Genomic DNA, 16,659 nt, shown 5'->3' on the forward strand with positions numbered 1-16,659 from the left:
CTGTTTATAATTCCTGCCGCAACGCCTGAATCACATCAATTTGAGTGGCTTTGCGAGCCGGCCGCCAGCCTGACACCATCGCTACACCAATGCTGATGACAGACGCGATCACGACGAGCTGCCACGGAATAACTGAAATCACCATATTGAAGTCTCCACCGGCTTCTTCCCCAATTGAGCTTAGAATGATGATTGGCACGAGCCAATTTGCCAATATGCTAATGGCATAGGAAAGAATAACAGCGATTGCCGTTCCAATCACACCAATTGCTGCACTTTCCATCAGGAACAATTTCTGGATCAGTTTCGGCTGTGCACCAATGGCTTTCATGACGCCGATTTCCCGTGTCCGTTCGGTTACCGCCATCGTCATCGTATTGAAAATTCCAATAGAGGCAATCAATACCGCAATCGTCCCGACAAAAATCAGGCCCGCTTTGAGCGCGGTAAAGAACATATTCATCGAACCCAGTTCTTCCGTAACTGAATAAACGTAATAGCCCTGGTCTTTCAACGCCTGTGTGATCCCCCCGACATTTTGAAGGGCGTCCGCATATACAAGAATGGTCCTATATCCTTCATCTGCGCCAAGCTTTTCATTGAATACCGTTTCCCAGGAAGCATCCATATAAACCGAGCTGTCGCTCATCCAATCTTTCGCCGGTTCTTTTAAAACGCCCGAAACGGTAAACTGCCAAGTAACAGGTTCCGCTTCTTCATAAGGTGTCAGTTCCAGCTCAAAGATCTGGCCAATCAAACTGCCGGCAAAGCCATTGCCCTCTGTCCCTTCTTCAGAAGCTTTCCGTTCTTCTTCAGTCAGCAATCCTTTCGCGAAATGGTAACCGACCACAACTTCTTCAGCTTTCTCAGGCATTCTCCCCTCTGAAAGAGCGAGTCCTGCCTTTTGTTCTTCTTTTAAGTCTGTAAGAACCGGATTGACAAAGCCGCTGCGCGTGCCAATTTTAGCGGCCGATTCGGCATTCGGACCGGACCGTTCCACGACCGCCTGGACGTGTTCCATACCCCGCATCGCCTGCACTTCTTCAGGACTGATTTTTTCATCTGAGTCCACTTTTGACGGCACTTCGATTTCCGTCACTTTCTGGTTATCCAGTACATCGTCTGTAATGGTTTTGTGAAGACCGAATCCAACTGAAGCCAATACGATCAAGAAAGCACAGCCCATCATGGCGGCTAGGATTGTCGTCGCTACACGAAGTTTATTGCGTTTCATATGCTGCCGGATAAAATCAACCTGGTCTTTAAACTGCATGGCGCTTTTCCCCTTTCACAAGTTCCCCATCGTGGAGCCGGTATTGCCGATGAGCCACATTCGCCACTTCTTCGTCGTGTGTAATAATGACAAACGTCAAGCCGAGCGTCTGGTTCAGCATCCGGATCAATTGCAGGATTTCTCCTTCAGTTTCTGAATCCAAACTTCCTGTAGGTTCATCCGCCAGCAAAATCGGTGGATTGGTGACTAGCGCCCGCGCAATGCTGACGCGCTGCTGCTGTCCTCCCGAAAGTTCGTTTGGATAATGGCCGGCAACTTCAGCAAGACCGACTTTCTCGATCATCTTTTGTGCTTTCATCTTTCGTTCTCCTGCTTCCACTCCCTTGATTTTCAAGGGCAGCTCGACGTTTTCAAATGCCGTTAATCCAGGCATCAGCTGGAAGTTCTGAAAAATAAACCCGAAGTTTTCTAGTCGGAATGCAGCTGAATCGGCTTCTTTTAATGCAGAAATCTCCTGGCCTTTAACTTGGACTGAACCGGATTCCGGTGCCATAAAACCTGCTAGTATATTCAATAAGGTGGATTTTCCTGACCCGCTTTTCCCTAAAATCGCCACGATTTCCCCTTGCCCTACTTCAAGGGTTACTCCTTTTAACACAGGAACCCGCCGTTCTTGCCCTTTTTTGCCAATGGCAAACGTATGCTGTAAATCTTGAATTTGGATCATTGCCTTGCTCCTCTCTGCTTCATGCTTTTAGTATAGAAGGCAATTCTTAATGATTAGCGAGGGGGTTTCTGAAGAATTTCTTAAGTTGAGGTATAGAAATGAAGAAAGAGGGTATTTTTACAATAAGCATTTTGACTTAGAAAAGTTCTTATGTCATCCTTTCTGTAAGTCCCAATGTCTTATAGCACGCTTTCGATTCATGCTTTTATTCATCTAAAAATTGAAAGGAGGCCTTTCGTGAAACAATTCGCAGTTATTATTCCGGCATATAAACCTGATTTAAAATGCAGGACTTTGATTCAAGAAATTCTGGCAGCAGGATTTCAGCAAATCATTGTAATCGATGATGGCAGCGGACCCGACTATGCCGAATTTTTCGAAACGCTTTCTCCGATTCCTGAAGTGACTGTCCTTCGCCATGCTGTCAATCAAGGCAAAGGACGGGCCTTGAAAACCTCATTCCATTACATACTCAATCAAAAACTCCCCTATGATGCAGTCATCACAGTAGATGCCGATGGCCAGCATTTAGTGTCGGACATGGTTAAAATAGCCCGGAAGCTAGCAGAAATTCCTGGTCATGTAGTGCTTGGTGCAAGAGATTTCAGTAAAAAAGGTGTCCCTTTCCGCAGCCAATTCGGCAACCGCTTTACGCGTTTATTGTTCCGGCTTGCCACCGGTGCGGTTCTGACGGATACGCAAACCGGTTTGCGCGGCATTCCTGTCCAGCATCTCGGCCATTTGCTGAGTGTAGCAGGAGAGCGTTTTGAATACGAAATGAATGTGCTGGCAGCACTGCGAGCTCAAAAGATTCCGCTTTCGGAAGTGCCCATCGAGACGGTTTACTTAGACAACAACAAATCTTCCCATTTCCATCCGCTTCGGGATTCTTATCATGTCTACAAGATCTTTTTGTTATACGGTTTATCCGGAGGAGCGTCATTCGCCTTGGATATCGGCTTGTACTGGTTGTTCATCCAGCTTTGGCGGAACGAAGAGCCACAGTTGTTCATTATTTTCGCAACAATTGCAGCTCGGGTCTTGTCTTCCTTATTCAATTACTACATCAACCGCAACAAAGTTTTCGGCCAAGGTTCCAGAAAGTCCTTTATCCGCTACTACATACTGGCCGCGTTCATCATGATGATGTCTGCCGGTTCTGTTCATTTTCTTTACGCCGAATGGCTGGGGCGCGGGGAAGTCATTCTCAAAGTGCTCGTTGACACCATTCTCTTTATTTTTGGCTTTGTCGTTCAGCGTACTTGGGTTTTCCGGAAAGAATAAAATCTCCGCAGCCTCGTTAGAGACTGCGGAGATTTTCCTTGAAAAAGCATAGTTCTTTTATTTCCCATGAGCCCAAGCAATGCGCGGATCGATTTGACGGGACATGCGAACCATTACAGGCTGGAAGCCCAGTTTCGGCCAAAAATATGAAGCTAAGTGGTTGGGCGAATGCCAGTCCGCGAAAATGTAATCAAATCCCTCTTTTTTCAGTTCCGTAAAGCAGTAGTTGGCCATAGCTTTCCCTACTCCTTTGCCTCTCAAATCCGGATTTGTTGACGCAGCAGGCAATTCCACACAATTCATCGGTGTCACCAGACTCAAGGGGGCCGCTTTCCGGAAATACACATGGAACCCGGCAACCCGTTCACCTTGCTCCCCCAACCATAAATAAGCATCTCCGTCTGCGGACAGCTCTTCATAGCTGCTCTTGATGTCTTCCATGGTTTCTTTCGTAATAGGCAGCCAGGACGGGGCCGACGCTTGGTGTATGCTGTTCCATAAAGCCATCTTTTTCAATAACGGCCCGTCTTCACGGCTTCCTTTTCGAAAAACCAGATTCGGTAAAGGCGTTAAGGTTTGCTCTTCAAAATCCTTGAGCGGCAAGACCGCGTATTTTTGTTCATAGCGGAAAGACTGGTCCAGCCACTCAGATACAATTTTCCGGTCTCCCAGCGGAACCATCATGACATGGTGGAAATATCCATTTTTCACCCATTCCGCTCCCGCATCAGCGTACAGGAGCCGCAGCAGGCGGGGATGCTCCGTTTCCTTGATGGCGACAGATTCATAGTCGATCCAGACGTAACGGCCTCTTTCCACACTTTCTTTGAATTCATACAGCAAGTAGCCGATGACATCAATGCCTCTCACTGCTACAATCCCACTGATAAATGGGCGCTCCAGGATTTTTCGGAGCACCATCTCCGCTTCATCAAATTCTTCAAATTCTGCAGGAAAATAAGGAAAAAAGCTTCGTTCACGTTCATGGCGCTTAGCCAAAAGTACGGCCATTTGCCGAATATGCTGCTCTTCCACGCCTATAAATTGAATCATCCAAATCACTCCTCAGATTGAAGTTTCACCTCGAGTATACGATAATGGCCTGCCTCCAGCTGGGTGCCGAATTCCACTGGAACCGGTTCAATAAAAATCGGTCCGTCAATGATGATGGTATGAAATTCCCCTTCTTCACCGCATGCATCAATTCCGAGACTTTCCAATTCTTTTATTAAATCATGCGTGAATTCACGGCCAAGAAATGCTTTATCCAGACGCGTTGTATCCACAACCGTAATAACCGCCTTAAATCCTTCTTCTATTAATTCTTTCAACAACTCTTTTCTCGGTTCCTGCCAAAGCGGATGGTCCACTTCCATTCCCGCTTCTGCACTTACTTTTTGAATCCACAACAAATGGTCTTCTAAATCAATATCTCCGTAAACACCCATTTGAATGCCTTGTGCTTTAAATGTTTTCAAATGCTCGATAAATTCTTTTTCGTATTCTGCCCAGCTCGCTTTCCCGGTAATGAGCGGCAAACCCATACGGGCTGCTTGCGCTTCCATCACTTCTAACGGCAATCCATGGGACCGCGATTTGGAGCCGTCTTCTTCAAACATCGTAAACAGCGCAACCGGCACATGGCCGTTCAGCACTGCCCGGTAATACGCAAGCGCAGAATCTTTCCCGCCGCTCCACGACATGACAAATGTTTTTTGCATAGTGCACCTCTTTTAATCATTTGGTTCTCCTAGTATCTACTTCGACATTTAAGGAATAAAACCTTTTGTTAATGGGCATTTTCAGCGAGTTGCACGTGTTGTGCCGGAAGCCGCTCGTAAATGGACCGGAAGCGCTTGGCTGTTCCATTTAGGCCACCTTCACTTTGCCATCGCAATTTATGCCCAACTTCGATCGCATTATGCCCAAGCCTAATGAATTTATGCCCAAGTTTCTTTTGTTTATGCCCAACTCTGGCCCATTTGTGACCAACTGAAGCAAAATGAAAAAGCAGCCGCGAATGTGCGGCTGCTCTCTTTCCATCTGTTTATTTTCCAACCATATTCTCCGGGCGTACCCACTCGTCGAATTGTTCTGCTGTTAAGTGTCCACTCTTAACAGCGGACTCTTTCAATGTTGTGCCTTCTTTATGTGCCTGCTTGGCAATCGCTGCCGCTTTTTCATAACCGATATGAGGATTCAATGAAGTTACGAGCATCAATGAATTGCTCACGTGGTTTTGAATAACCTCAAGGTTCGCTTCAATTCCTACTGCACAATTGTCATCAAAGCTGATTAAGCTGTCAGTCAACAAACGCACCGATTGCAGGAAGTTATAAGCAATCACCGGTTTGAAAACGTTCAATTCAAAGTTTCCTTGGCTTGCCGCAAATCCGATTGCCGCATCATTGCCCATGACTTGAACGGCTACCATTGTCAAAGCCTCGCTTTGAGTCGGGTTGACTTTCCCTGGCATGATGGAGCTGCCTGGCTCGTTTTCTGGAATGGTGATTTCACCGATGCCGCTGCGTGGGCCACTAGCCAGCCAACGTACATCGTTAGCGATTTTCATTGCGTCAGCCGCAAGCGCTTTGATGGCACCGTGCGTATAAACCATTTCGTCATGGCTTGTCAGTGCATGGAATTTGTTTTCAGCAGAAGTAAATGTGGTGCCAACCGCTTCTGAGATAAACTCAGCAACAGAAGGGCCGAATGTCGGATCAGCGTTGATGCCTGTTCCAACTGCTGTACCACCGATTGCCAACTCGCGCATTTCTTCAACGCTCGCGCGGATCATGCGCTCGCTTTTCTCAAGCATATGTCTCCAGCCGCTGATTTCCTGCCCTAGCGTTAACGGCGTCGCATCCTGTAAATGCGTACGGCCGATTTTGATGATGTCATCAAATTTTTTCGATTTTTCATCGAGTGTCGCTTTTAATTTCTGGATAGCCGGAAGCAAGTTTTCCGTTACTGCCAATACACCCGCAACGTGCATCGCTGTCGGATATGTATCATTCGAACTTTGCGACATATTGACATCGTCATTTGGATGCAATTTTTCTTCAGAAGATTGCTCAGCCAAAATTTCGTTACCACGGCGCGCCAATACTTCGTTCATATTCATATTAGACTGTGTACCGCTTCCTGTTTGCCACACCACTAATGGGAAATGGTCGTTCCATTTGCCATCGATCACTTCATTGGCAGCTGTTTCAATCGCTTTCATTTTGGCTTCAGAAAGTTTTCCAAGTTTGTGGTTTGCTTTCGCTGTTGCTTTTTTCAATTGGGCAAATGCCATAACTACTTCATGCGGCATCCGTTCTGTGCCGATCGCAAAGTTCTGGAGGCTGCGCTGTGTCTGAGCTGCCCACATCTTGTCTGCTTCTACTTGAATTTCGCCCATCGTGTCTCTTTCTGTACGATACTGCATTCCATTCACTCCAATTCACTTTTCTTATGTAGTCTTCTCTTCTATTAAACACAAGCAGAAGGAAAAAAGCGACCTTTCCACTTAAAAAAGCCGTTAATTTTGCTGCAGGAAAAAATCCGCAATGATATCTTCATCCGAATGCGGGACAAACTCTCCCCGAATAAGCTGGGCACCATTGATGCAGCCGCTTGATAATAAAACAATATCTTTGGGTCCGCTTTCCTGGAGCGCTGCCACTACTGCTTCGTGCCGGGTAGGCGCCGTCAATACTTGCTGTTTATACGGAATGGTAAACCCTTTCAATACTTCATTGACCACATCATTAGGATCATTAAAACCCGGATGGTCGACAGTCACGACGAGAACATCCGCTTTGCCTTCAGCTGCTTTCGCCATCTTCGGCATCTTGGAAAAATCCCGGATGCCGATTCCTGCAATCAGTGTAATCAAGCGATTGTGGGGTAATTTCTTCACTTCTCTCATCACCAAATCCAAAGCGACCGGCGTGTGGGCATAGTCCAAAATGATTTTCCGGTCTTCAGGGCCTTCAATCAGCTGAAATCGGCCTTCGACCTGCGGCATTTCCGGCAGCACCGAAATGATTTGTTCCATTGTTGTGCCCGACAGCAACGCCGCCCCTATTGCAGCTGTCAGATTTCCGGCATTGTATTCCCCGAACAAAGGCACTTCCACATTAAAAACCTGTCCTTGATAATATAAATCAAACTGCATGCCGCTTTCTTTAATCTGGACATCTGTCCAAATCAGATCGGCCCCTGAATCCGGAACTTGGCTGTAAGTAAGCGCCGAATAATGGACTGCCTCTAAAATTTCTTTCGCCATGCCTTGGTCATCCAAATTGATCACGGCATTTTTTGCCTGCTGGAATAGACGCAGTTTGCATTCTAAATAATGTTCAAATGTTTGATGATATTCTAAATGTTCCTCAGATATATTGGTATGGATGGCTACATCGAACATAATGCCTTCTACCCGTTTTTGATCAAGTGCGATAGAAGATACTTCCATGGCAGCCGCCTGGTCTCCAAAGGAAACCAGTTGAGAAAAGATTTGATGGATATCAGAAGAAATAGGTGTAGTAGGTGTACTTTTTTTATATGGCAATTTCCCAGCCGAATTATAGATGCCGGTGGTTCCCAGAAAACCGCAGGGCACACCCAGAAGATTAAATAAATTGTATACATAAGTTGCTGTGGTTGTTTTTCCATTCGTCCCGGTGACCCCTACTTTTATCAAGTGGTCCTGGGCTTTTTCGGAAAAAACGTTGGAGACCTGTGCCAAAGCTTGGCGTGTATCATCCACTGCCGCAAATGTTACCGTTGGATGCTTATCTGCATATTTTTTCAATGTCGGCAGATCGGATCCGATGATGGCAACGGCTCCTTTATCGATTGCTTCCGCGATAAACAGGTGCCCATCCGTATTTTCTCCGATTATACAAAAAAACGCTGAACCGCTTATCACATCAGCAGAATTATAGGCGATAGAACTAATTTCCTGAGTCTCTGGCCCATAAAGGCCTTCTTCCGATAAATACAGGCTGCGGCCGAATTGTATATTCATTGAACACCCCTTAATCTTTGGATAATTTATCCTGATAAACTTTCCCTATCAGCTTGTGCTAATATTCTATCATTTTAACCAAAGTCCGCAAACCTGTTTTCGCGCATCTATTATTAATTTATTATTATTTTTAGTTTTTTCAATTCCTCAGGTATGGCTTTAGTAAAAATAAAAAATGGCATAAGAGCGATTAAGCTCTTATGCCATCCAGCCGATTATCAAACCTGCTGCTGTTTATTTTCCCGTTCTTTTTCTGCTAATTCGTAGCGCAATTGTTCGATGGTTTGCGGGTAATCCGTTTTGCCCGTCAGGTTTTCCAGCATTTCACGGACATCAATACCTGAAGATTCTTTCAAGGTTTCCTGCAGGGATGACATCAGATTCGTAGCGTATGCAGTGACTTTGTTGGCTCCGCCGCCTTCTCCGCCCCCTGTGTCCACCACAGTAATTTTGTCAATGTTGGCAAGCGGGCTGGCAATTTCTTTCGCATATTCCGGCAGCATCTTCACAATCATGTCAAGAGTTGCAGCTTTCCCGTACATTTCAAACGCTTCCGCAATCTTGCGTTTTGCTTCCGCCTCGGCCAAACCTTTCATGCGGATAATATCCGCTTCCGATTCACCCTGAGCACGAAGAGAATCGGCTTTCGCCAAACCATCCAGGCGCACTTTTTCGGCTTCCGCTTTTGCCATTGCTTCGACGCTGTATTTCTGAGCGTCTGCAACCGTTAATTGTTTCGATTTTTCCGCTTGCGCCGCTTGTTCAACCGCATAACGGTCAGCATCGGCTTTTTTCTTCACTTCAGAATCGTATTGGCGCTCGCGGCGCTGAATTTCTTTTTCTTCCAATTCGATTTGCTTCTGGCGTTCAATGATGCGGATTTGCATTTCCTGTTCGACAACTTCCTGTTTCGAGCGTGCCGTTTCAAGTTCATATGCCTGGTCAGCCCGGGCTTTTGCGCTGTCCTGCTCGCGTTTATACTCCGCCACTTTCAGCAAATTCTCTTTTTCTGCTTCGGCGATTTCAGTGGCCCGTTGAATTTCGGCGCGCTGTGCATCTTTTCCAGCTTCTGCCCGCTTAATGCGTGTCTGCATCTCCGATTCAGCTGTTGCGATATCCGCATCCCGTTTCACTTGGGCAATCCGTGCTTTACCGAGTGAATCCAGATAACCATTTTTGTCCCGTACATCTTTTATGGTAAATGAAACAATGATCAATCCCATTTTCGCCAAATCGTGTGAAGCGACTCGCTGCACTTCCTGAGAGAACTTATCGCGGTTCTTATAAATTTCTTCTACTGTCATAGAACCCAGAATCGAGCGCAAATGCCCTTCCAGTACTTCTTTCGCTTCATTTTCCCGATCTTCTTTTGATTTGCCGAGAAATTGTTCTGCGGCAGTGGCAATTTCTGAAATGGATCCGCCGATCTTGATGATGGCCGTTCCATCAGCCATGACCGGAACACCTTGTTCCGTATAAACTTCCGGAGTGGTCACTTCCAATTTGCTCGACAACAAACTTAGCGGCGCTGCTTGCTGGAATATCGGCAGCAAGAACGTCCCTCCACCGCGAATGATCTTAATCCGGTTTCCAGAATCATCTGTGTGAACATTTTTAGTGCCCAAATAACTCCCCGTCACAATCAATGCCTCATCCGGCCCTACTGTCTTATACTTGGTAATATAAACCCCGACAATTGCTAATACCACAAAAGCTGCAATCCCTATCGCAATCCACGTCATTTCCATCCTAACTCCTCCTCAATGTCATTTACTTCTGCTAAATAGCGGTTCATAATCTCTGACATACAAAGTGCCATCGTTCACCTCAATGATTAATACTTGCCGGTCTTGATCAATCGCTTCATTGTCAAACCCTGCTGCCCGCTTTGAGATGATCCCTCCGTAAGTTTCGATGATGACTTCCCCATAACCATCTGCCGGTATCGGTATAATCACTTTCGCCACTTGGCCCAGTAACGATTCATCCGTATAAGCAATCGAGGATTCCGCGGAAGACAATGGTAATAAAATAAAGAAATATAACAACATATCAAGCAACATTGCCGCAATCGCTGAGATCCCCAAAATTGCTAAACTGTCCAAGCTCGAAGCCACTTCTAACAAATAACCGGCAGCAGCCAACAAAGTGATAAAAGCTAAGATGATTGTCGGGTTAAAAAAAGGAAGCCCATCCCCTGCATCCGCAATATCACCGAAAAATACATAAAGCACAGTCAATGCTCCTGCAAAAAGAAGGGTATACATATACAGCTGCTCCATGGATAAACCGAATAACTCCATTCCAAAACCTCCCATCTCATCCATTCTTTTTCATCCTACTTAATATACGGAATAAACAACAGAAAGTTTCAGAATTCTTTAATAAAAAAATAAAAAACCTGCTCTTTTAAAGAACAGGTTTTGCAAATTCGATTTCATGGAAGCCTTTCACTAATTGAAAGCCAATGCCGACGTAGCCTTGTGCCAAAAGTTCGCGCTGTTTTTCTAAATCGTCCAGTTTTACGGTTATATGATTTTCAAACCGACTAGCGGGATGCTCTAAATCTTTCACTAGAATATAGCGTTCCATGCCATTGTACTTTTCTTTCAACGCACCGATATGCATTTGCTGAAGAAATTTATCTTTTAAACTTGGAATGTTCATAGGCGCTACGGTACAGCATACATATCGGAACTGTTGCTCAAGATTAGGCAATTCCTTCATGATCACTTCAGCTAATTTTTGCTGCAGCCGATTGCCTCTATACTCCGGCAGCACCACTGAAATTTCCTGGTAAATGACGTGAGCCAAATCTTCTTCCGGAAGGCCAAGATCTAACCCCAAATGCTCCTCGTCAATTTCCGGAATGAGAAGCGCCCGGAATCCAATCAACTGATCCTCTACGAATGCTCCAACCAGAAGGCCGCGCTCATTTAAAATAAATAAATATTCTTCAGTTGATAAAGGCTGCAGTGTCGCTTTTTCAGGAAGCGATTCAATAACTTCTTTTTGCACTTGCTCAATAATAGGCAAATCTTCTAAAAAAAGCCGCTTCATATACATGGACTCTGTTTTCCGAAGCGTTTGGTTGGTGACGGTTCCTTCGTACAAGAACTTCATCGTTTATTCTCCTAGTCGTATAGTATTTATAGTTTTAGGATACCACTTCACTTATTGCAGATGTTGCAGTTTTTGAAATTCTTCTTCGATTTCTATCGAGGGCGAATGCTTTCTAAAAAGCCTTTAATCTGTTTTTTATTGCTCAGAAAAATTACTCGATTATCTGGACGTAATTCCTGAAATGCCCGCATCCGATTCCGCATTTTCACTTTGCGGGCTGCATATGTGGTAATGATAAATTCAAGAAATTCAAAATCCATTTTTTCTGGACAGCCTTCTGCCATATCCGGCCTTGTACTGCCGATATTCGACAGCCAGCGCTTTAACACCCGATATAAGCACACCCTTAAAGGCAGCTCCAAGTAAATAAAAGTATCTGCTTTTGCAATCCGGATATCAAAGCTTCCGCTGTAATTCCCTTCAATAATCCAGTTTTCACCTGCTGTGATTTTTTCTTGTGCCTCTCTAAATTCTTTCGGTTCCGCTTCTTTCCATCCCGGTTTCCAGTAAAGCGAATCAAGATGATGCACTGGCAAATCCAAATTTTCCCCAAGTATTGAAGCAAAAGTCGACTTTCCTGCACCAGCAGATACCCCTACAACCATAATTCTTTTCATGGCCTTCACTCCCATTCCCATGCGATTCTTACAGTATATATAAAAACAGTTTCCATAGATAGATCAGTCATTTTTCAGATGGGGCTTGCAATTTCTGTAACCTCATGTTATTCTAAGGAAGAATTATTTTTGTTCGGATAACTTTGTATAAAGTGTCAGATGTTCATCTGCAAGATTTGAGCAAGGATAGTAATACAATGTATGCAATTGCATACGAGGAGGAAACACACATGGAACAAGGTAAAGTAAAATGGTTTAACTCAGAAAAAGGATTCGGCTTCATCGAGCGCGAAGGCGGAGACGACGTATTCGTACACTTCTCAGCTATCCAAAGCGAAGGATTCAAATCTTTAGACGAAGGTCAAGAAGTTACTTTTGACATCGAGCAAGGCCAACGCGGTCTTCAAGCTACTAACGTTCAAAAAGCTTAATTTAACCTAACTATTTATGGGCTCTCCTCACGGGGAGCTCATTTTTTGTGTTTTTTACTGATAGGCTCTAGCAGAAAAATCCCGTTTGAATTTCAAGGTGCGCAGTTTGCATTTGTTCAGCTTGCATAGACATCAGATTCAAATCCATTATACTTTTAATCAAAGAAAAGCAGGCTGCGGATTTTCCACAGCCTGCTTTTTTCTTTCATTGAGTCGGATTCATATTGAAATACAGTTGGAAGACGAAAAAAATCAATGCGCATACTACAAGGGTGCCGACCGCTATTGCAATTGCCAAGTTTCTTCCACTCATGCCCTCACCCCTTCTAAAAAGTTCCTTCAATCAATTTTACGACTTCATAAGCCCCTTCGCTTTTATTGGCCAATACAGTCAGGATGGTCCCATCTTGCGGATAAAAACCGGAATGGAAACTAACGCCCGGGTCGTATCCCATGACATGGTACTTTAAGATAGAATCCCGGCTCTGCATAATCCAGACGCCGTAGCCATAATCGTTTTGTCCCGCAGAGACATGGGGCGACAGCATTTTTTTTGTCATTTCTTCAGAAAGTAATGTATAATCCATCAACCGTTCCCAAAAAGCGGTCATATCAGCTGCCGTCACAAATGCACCGCCATCTGCACCGCCTTGGATCGGGATCGCATACTGATTGGTGCGCCACGAATCCCCTTCATCAATATAGCCGCAAGCCACTCCTTTGGGCAAGTGGTCAAGACTGAAAAAGCCGGAATTCTCCATTCCCGCCCGCCTAAAGATTCTCTCTTCCACCATGTCAGTAAATGCTTGGCCGGCTACTTTCTCTGCAATGAGCCCCAATGCAATAAATCCGGCATTATTGTACTGGAACTTTTCACCGGGCTTGAATTTCATCGGCTCATCTTTAAACAACGGTACGAAATCCGCACCGGACCTCATCAAGTACATTGGCTGCTTTACCCATAGCTCTTCAAAGTTCTCCATCGTTTCTTCATCAAAATAATCCGGTATTCCGGATGTATGCGTCAGCAAATGATGGACAGTAACATCAAAATCCGGAAAGAACTCCGGCACTAGCTCCGACAACCGGTCTTCAAACGTCAGCTTCTCTTCTTCTATTAATTGGCAGATGATCACTGCCGTGAAAATTTTGCTGCCGGAAGCAATCCCGAACCGGGTATCCAAAGCATTCGGCCGCTCATTTGAACGATCTGCCCATCCCTTGGCAGTGGACCAAACATCTTCATTTTTCAGCAACACAACTCCTGAAAAATCCATAGCCTCCATGCCATCCGAAATCGGGTTAGCTGGCCGTACTTCTTGAAACATACCGTCTTCCGTAATATCAATCTGCCGGCCATCCATCAATTCAATCGATAAAGGATGGACTTCGCTTTTCTGTTTCGAGAAGTACCAAGTTCTTTTCGGTGCAACCAGTAAGATAAACGCATCTCCTTGGCCAAGAAAATTCAATGCGTTCGGTTCGATTCCTTTGTTGCCCCGCACCGGAATGTCCATGGCTTCGATTTGTTCGCCCACTTCTTTTACATGTTTCGTCGTAATACTGACTTCACTGATATTGAGCAGAGAATCAACAGTGAAATTGCCCATGCGGTCGATATGGCGGCGGGCGATAAACTCAACCACGTTGCCAGCAGGATCCTGAAAGTAAAAAGCGTCTGCGTTGAAATTCGCGTAATAGATTTCGTCCATGCCTTCCTGACGGTTCAGTGTCACACGCGAGCGTGCCCAGTCCTTCGCCAGCGTGTACTGGTTGCCCGGAATATTAAATGCAAAATGGTAAATCGCTGCCCGTTCGGATGCTTGAAAGACCAATTGAGAATCGCCGATAGCCAGCGTGAAACTGATGTCTTCTTCTTCTACGATCCGAAAACCCATTTGATATTCATAAAATCCTTTCATTTCCTTCAGCCGATTTGTATATAAGGTCACTTTCTTGAACATGTGATCACCTCTTGCTTTTAGCATACCGAAATCTTCCCTTTTTTTCCTCTTTTAAGTTAAGTTTGAAGCAAAATTCTGTGAATTCCCATTCGCTAATACCCTGCGCAAAACCATAAAAAAAGGAGCACAAGGCTCCTTACAACGTTCCGATAAATTGCAGTTCTTTCAATTCCCTAGCGTCTGTCTGGCCGTTTAAAATTGCTTCCACATCGTTCAAAGTTTCTGTCAATGAAACGGCGGCTCCTGTCTGTCCAGTGAGTTCTTCAGCTACAAACAGCGGCTGGGTAAAATATGCTTCCATCCGTTCTCCGCGTCGATACGTTTCGGTTTCCGCTTGAGGCAGCCGCTCTATTCCATGGGCATTGACGATGGACCGGAGCTCCCGGTAACGGCGGAGTGTTTTTTGCGCACGTTGGCGAAGCTGGAAGTGGCGTTCATCCAAATCGCTTTCTTCCAGCAAAGTAGAAGTGGAGTGAAGCGGACTCAACGCTGGATACTGATGGCGTGCAGCTAAGTCTGCATCCAGTTGCCAAACGGTTTCAAGCGGCCCGAACGGGAAATCGTCATCTACCACTCCTCCAGACAAATCCACCAGCAGCGTCGTGACTTGTGTATCGCCAAATGTTTCCTGCAGTTCAAACAACTCTCCCGAATCGACCCGTTCCTTGTCTGTAACCAGCACCGCCTTGTCGCCATAATGCTTTAGCCCTTCCAAGGTTTCCGCAACTGATTGGGTCACCCGGTCTGCCAGTTCAATTATTCCTTCCAGTTCCGGGTGTTCGTTTTTTGGTGCCAGATAAACTGTTTTTATGCCCTGTTCTTTAAAACGGTGAAGCAATTCAGCTACAATCACCAGTTGCCCCATCCCTGGGCGCGCAACAATGCCAGTCGTGCCATTCTTTACTAATGGTGCGAAAAAATCCAACGCTTTAATCTTCGTTTCAATCATTGCCATCTTCTCCCCCCGAATAATAAGTTCATCCACTGTACAGTTCGCCAATTTTGCCAACCCAACTAACGTTCTCACTTCCGCTTTTCCCAAATCGATTTTGCCAGTGCACAAATTAGAGACTGTGGCTGGCCGGATGCCTGCTTCTTTGGCAGCAGTCGTTAAATTCGGCACCCGTTTTCTCAGCAATGCAACGTTTAATCTGATATCCTCCATGAAATTCTCCTCCCTTATTACTTTAAATAGTAATCTAAATTACCTTGAAGCGCAACTTAAATTTCTCTAAAAAGTAAAAATTTTTACTCCAAAAAGAAAAACCCTTCAAAATCGAAGGGTTTTATCTTAATTTATATTCAAGTCGCACCATATCTTTGCATAAAATGCCGTTTTCAATAATCGGCTCTGGGTAATGGCGAGCAAAGAAATCCTGGTCAATCCCAATCATTCGAAAGCCGCATTTTTGATAAAGCGCCAACTGGTCAAAACTCGAGTTTCCCGTGCCGATTTCGACCGTTTCAAAACCCAGCCGCTCTGCTTCCATCAACGCATGCAGCACCATTTTTTTGCCGTAGCCTTTGCCTCTTTCAGACTCTGCAACAGCAATATTCTTTATTTCCACTTTGGTATTAGATAATGGCAATAATACGTAAATGCCAATCATGCGGAAATCTTTTTCCGCAATAAAAGACATTCCTTTTGACGTGTATTCACGCACCAACTTTTCAGAAGGATCGGCTTCAAGCAAAAGCTCCATCGGCAAGTCTTCGCCTTTTTCCAGCTGCCGAATCTTCATCACTTCGGTTCTTTAAAGCCTTGCTCGATCAAATAGTCTTCTGCATCGCTAAATGTACCGAAGCTTTCTTCCAGATTTTTGCCCGTATAAATGTTCCAAAACGGCTCCTCGTAGACAAGATCCAGCTTTTCGTTATCACGGTTCGTCCATGTCTTGTCATATGGCGGTTCAGGCTCTAAAGACAAATAATCCAAAGCATCCGCTACAATGCTGCGAAGTTCCTTGGTGGAGAAATCCCGGATATTGACGAAGCCTTTGTCATCCGCTTCATACTGCGGCAAGTTGCCTACGTAGACAAATCCATTGCCATTCGGGTGAAGATGATAAACAACGATTTTTTTGTCATACAGGCTTTCTTCGTAATGGAAGTTCACACGTTTCATCGACACATCTTTGCGCGTCAGTTCCGGAAACGATTCAATTATTTCTAGTTTTTGTTCAAATGTAAGCACGTTAGTTACCCCGTTTCATTATTGTTGATTCTTAGCCTAGTATACCATGGCATCAAGCAATCCCACATTAA

The 16,659-nt window shown here is 45.0% G+C and carries 16 protein-coding genes; 2 read left to right on the forward strand and 14 right to left on the reverse strand.

What is annotated here, in order from left to right; genetic code table 11:
- Positions 1-4 precede the first annotated feature (4 nt).
- Together AC3AQ9_RS14425 and AC3AQ9_RS14430 are read right to left on the reverse strand one after the other, a co-directional pair.
- The gene (locus AC3AQ9_RS14425; RefSeq protein ID WP_488308183.1) at positions 5-1,273 is read right to left on the reverse strand and encodes an ABC transporter permease; all 1,269 of its coding nucleotides are present in this window, start codon (positions 1,271-1,273) and stop codon (positions 5-7) included.
- Positions 1,263-1,961 carry an ABC transporter ATP-binding protein gene (locus tag AC3AQ9_RS14430; protein ID WP_488308184.1) on the reverse strand — a complete coding sequence of 233 codons (699 nt, stop codon included), beginning with the start codon at positions 1,959-1,961 and terminating at the stop codon, positions 1,263-1,265. The genes AC3AQ9_RS14425 and AC3AQ9_RS14430 overlap by 11 nt, the downstream gene beginning before the upstream one ends.
- A 237-nt stretch (positions 1,962-2,198) precedes the next feature.
- Here AC3AQ9_RS14430 and AC3AQ9_RS14435 point away from each other — a divergent pair, with 237 nt between their 5' ends.
- Positions 2,199-3,245, forward strand: coding sequence for a glycosyltransferase (locus AC3AQ9_RS14435; RefSeq protein WP_488308185.1), 1,047 nt, complete (start codon positions 2,199-2,201; stop codon positions 3,243-3,245).
- Positions 3,246-3,302: 57 nt separating this feature from the next.
- Here the strand turns inward: AC3AQ9_RS14435 and AC3AQ9_RS14440 are convergent, their stop codons facing one another.
- From AC3AQ9_RS14440 to AC3AQ9_RS14475, 8 genes are all read right to left on the reverse strand, one after another.
- The gene (locus AC3AQ9_RS14440) at positions 3,303-4,298 is read right to left on the reverse strand and encodes a GNAT family N-acetyltransferase (protein WP_488308186.1); all 996 of its coding nucleotides are present in this window, start codon (positions 4,296-4,298) and stop codon (positions 3,303-3,305) included.
- Between the two features lie 5 nt (positions 4,299-4,303).
- A complete protein-coding gene (locus AC3AQ9_RS14445; RefSeq protein WP_488308187.1) occupies positions 4,304-4,966 on the reverse strand; it encodes a Dph6-related ATP pyrophosphatase in 663 nt (220 codons plus the stop codon).
- Between the two features lie 326 nt (positions 4,967-5,292).
- A complete protein-coding gene (gene fumC, locus AC3AQ9_RS14450; RefSeq protein WP_488308188.1) occupies positions 5,293-6,675 on the reverse strand; it encodes a class II fumarate hydratase in 1,383 nt (460 codons plus the stop codon).
- 93 nt (positions 6,676-6,768) lie between these two features.
- Positions 6,769-8,259, reverse strand: coding sequence for a UDP-N-acetylmuramoyl-L-alanyl-D-glutamate--2,6-diaminopimelate ligase (locus AC3AQ9_RS14455; RefSeq protein ID WP_488308189.1), 1,491 nt, complete (start codon positions 8,257-8,259; stop codon positions 6,769-6,771).
- Positions 8,260-8,477: 218 nt separating this feature from the next.
- Positions 8,478-10,007 (reverse strand): flotillin lipid rafts scaffold protein FloT, encoded by a 1,530-nt coding sequence (gene floT / locus AC3AQ9_RS14460; protein ID WP_488308190.1) that lies wholly within the window; start codon positions 10,005-10,007, stop codon positions 8,478-8,480.
- 18 nt (positions 10,008-10,025) lie between these two features.
- A complete protein-coding gene (locus AC3AQ9_RS14465; RefSeq protein WP_488308191.1) occupies positions 10,026-10,586 on the reverse strand; it encodes an NfeD family membrane protein in 561 nt (186 codons plus the stop codon).
- Positions 10,587-10,668: 82 nt separating this feature from the next.
- Positions 10,669-11,382, reverse strand: coding sequence for a hypothetical protein (locus AC3AQ9_RS14470; protein WP_488308192.1), 714 nt, complete (start codon positions 11,380-11,382; stop codon positions 10,669-10,671).
- A gap of 92 nt (positions 11,383-11,474) precedes the next feature.
- Positions 11,475-11,999, reverse strand: coding sequence for a P-loop NTPase family protein (locus AC3AQ9_RS14475; protein WP_488308193.1), 525 nt, complete (start codon positions 11,997-11,999; stop codon positions 11,475-11,477).
- 230 nt (positions 12,000-12,229) lie between these two features.
- Between AC3AQ9_RS14475 and AC3AQ9_RS14480 the strand changes: the two genes are divergently transcribed.
- On the forward strand, positions 12,230-12,430 hold the full coding sequence (locus AC3AQ9_RS14480; protein ID WP_006830093.1) for a cold-shock protein: 201 nt from the start codon (positions 12,230-12,232) through the stop codon (positions 12,428-12,430).
- 326 nt (positions 12,431-12,756) lie between these two features.
- Here the strand turns inward: AC3AQ9_RS14480 and AC3AQ9_RS14485 are convergent, their stop codons facing one another.
- The 4 genes from AC3AQ9_RS14485 to AC3AQ9_RS14500 all read right to left on the reverse strand — a co-directional run bounded on the left by AC3AQ9_RS14485 (position 12,757) and on the right by AC3AQ9_RS14500 (position 16,588).
- Positions 12,757-14,394 (reverse strand): serine hydrolase, encoded by a 1,638-nt coding sequence (locus AC3AQ9_RS14485; protein WP_488308194.1) that lies wholly within the window; start codon positions 14,392-14,394, stop codon positions 12,757-12,759.
- A 136-nt stretch (positions 14,395-14,530) separates the two neighbouring features.
- Entirely contained in the window at positions 14,531-15,559 is a 1,029-nt protein-coding gene (locus tag AC3AQ9_RS14490; RefSeq protein WP_488308195.1) for a helix-turn-helix domain-containing protein, read from the reverse strand.
- A gap of 121 nt (positions 15,560-15,680) precedes the next feature.
- The gene (locus tag AC3AQ9_RS14495; protein WP_488308196.1) at positions 15,681-16,136 is read right to left on the reverse strand and encodes a GNAT family N-acetyltransferase; all 456 of its coding nucleotides are present in this window, start codon (positions 16,134-16,136) and stop codon (positions 15,681-15,683) included.
- Positions 16,136-16,588: a hypothetical protein gene (locus AC3AQ9_RS14500; RefSeq protein WP_488308197.1), complete on the reverse strand. Its 453-nt coding sequence runs from the start codon at positions 16,586-16,588 to the stop codon at positions 16,136-16,138. The genes AC3AQ9_RS14495 and AC3AQ9_RS14500 overlap by 1 nt, the downstream gene beginning before the upstream one ends.
- Positions 16,589-16,659 lie beyond the last annotated feature (71 nt).

It is taken from the genome of Planococcus sp. VCh962 (assembly GCF_057748275.1).